The organism is Ideonella sp. B508-1, assembly GCF_000333615.1.
Classification (GTDB): Bacteria; Pseudomonadota; Gammaproteobacteria; order Burkholderiales; family Burkholderiaceae_C; genus Ideonella.
Genome location: NZ_BADL01000050.1, coordinates 1 through 1,583 on the forward strand (window position 1 = coordinate 1; position 1,583 = coordinate 1,583).

At 74.7% G+C, this 1,583-nt stretch carries 1 protein-coding gene; it reads left to right on the plus strand.

Annotated elements, in window-relative coordinates:
• Positions 1-84: 84 nt before the first annotated feature.
• Positions 85-1,583: acyl-CoA dehydrogenase family protein (locus tag I73_RS02480; protein WP_022979171.1), on the plus strand; the 1,499-nt coding region annotated here is incomplete at its 3' end.

A 1,583-nucleotide genomic window follows, 5' to 3' on the forward strand; every position in this document is an offset into this window, starting at 1 on the left:
TTACGCCCGCTTGCGGCCGCTGTACCGCCGCATCCAAGCCATCACCGGCTACCGGGCCTGATCCGCTTTGCCAGGAGGTCCGCCATGGACTGGAGCACCCACAGCGTCAGCAACCAGGTCGACGAGCTGCGCGACGTGGACCTGCTGGCCATCGACCCGGCGCTGCAGCAGCACCTGCGGCGCCTGGGCGCGGCCTGGGCCCTGCCCGGCCTGCACGCCTACGGCACGGCCCTGGGCCGCAGCGAGACCTTCGCGCAGGCCGCCCAGGCCAATGCCGCCGGCCCGGTGCTGCAGCGCTTCGACCCGCGCGGGCGGCGCATCGACGCCGTGCGCTTTGACCCCGACTGGCATGCCCTCTTGACCCTGTTGCGCGGCCAGGGCTGGATGGCCCGGCCCTTTGCCGACCGCCGCCCGGGCCGCTGGGCCGCCGCCGCGGCCGGCATGCTGCTGCACGGCCAGGTGGAGGCCGGCACCCTGTGCCCGGCCACCATGACCCAGGCCGCCATCCCGGTGCTGCGGCGCGACCCGGCCCTGTGGGCCTGGCTGGGCGAGCGCCTGCTGGATGCGCGGCACGACCCGAGCGACCGGCCGATCGACGCCAAGCCGTCGATCTGGCTGGGCATGGGCATGACCGAGAAGCAGGGCGGCTCCGACGTGCGGGCCAACACCACCACCGCCACCCCTGTTGCCACCCAGGTCGGCGGGCCGGACAGCGCCGAGGCCCTGCTGCGCGGCCACAAGTGGTTCTACTCGGCCCCCAGCAGCGACGCCCACCTGGTGGTGGCGCGCACGCCCGAGGGCGGCCTGTCCTGCTACCTGGTGCCGCGCTGGCGGCCCGACGGCCAGCGCAACGCGGTGCGCCTCCAGCGCCTGAAGGACAAGCTGGGCAACCGCAGCAATGCCAGCGGCGAGGTGGAGTTCGAGGACGCCTGGGGCCTGCGGGTGGGCGAGCCCGGCCGCGGCATCCCCACCATCCTGGAGATGGCCACCCACACCCGGCTGAACTGCGTGCTGGGCAGCACCGCGCTGATGCGTGCCGGCCTGGTGCAGGCCCTGGCCTATGCGCGCCAGCGCCAGGCCTTCGGCAGGCCGCTGGCTCAGCAGCCGCTGATGCGCAGCGTGCTGGCCGACCTGGCGCTGGAGAGCGAGGCCGCACTGGTGCTGGCCCTGCGCCTGGCCCAGGCCTTCGAGGACGCCGAGGGCCCCGTGCCCGACCCGCTGGCCCGCGCCTGGCAGCGGCTGATGACGCCGGCCGCCAAGCTGTGGGTGTGCAAGCGCGCGGTGGCCCAGGCCGGCGAGGCGCTGGAGGTGCTGGGCGGCAACGGCTATGTGGAGGAGAGCAGCCTGGCCCGGCTCTACCGCGAGGCGCCGGTCAACTCGGTGTGGGAGGGCTCGGGCAATGTGATGGCCCTGGACCTGCTGCGCGCCCTGGGCCGTGAGCGCGAGGGCGCCCAGCGGCTGTGGGACGACCTGGCCGAAGGCTGCGGCGACGAGCTGCGGCTGCGTGCCGCGCTGCAGACGCTGGCGCCGGCCTGGCAGGGCCCCACGGATCTGCTGAAAGGCCAGGCCCGAAAAATCCCCAG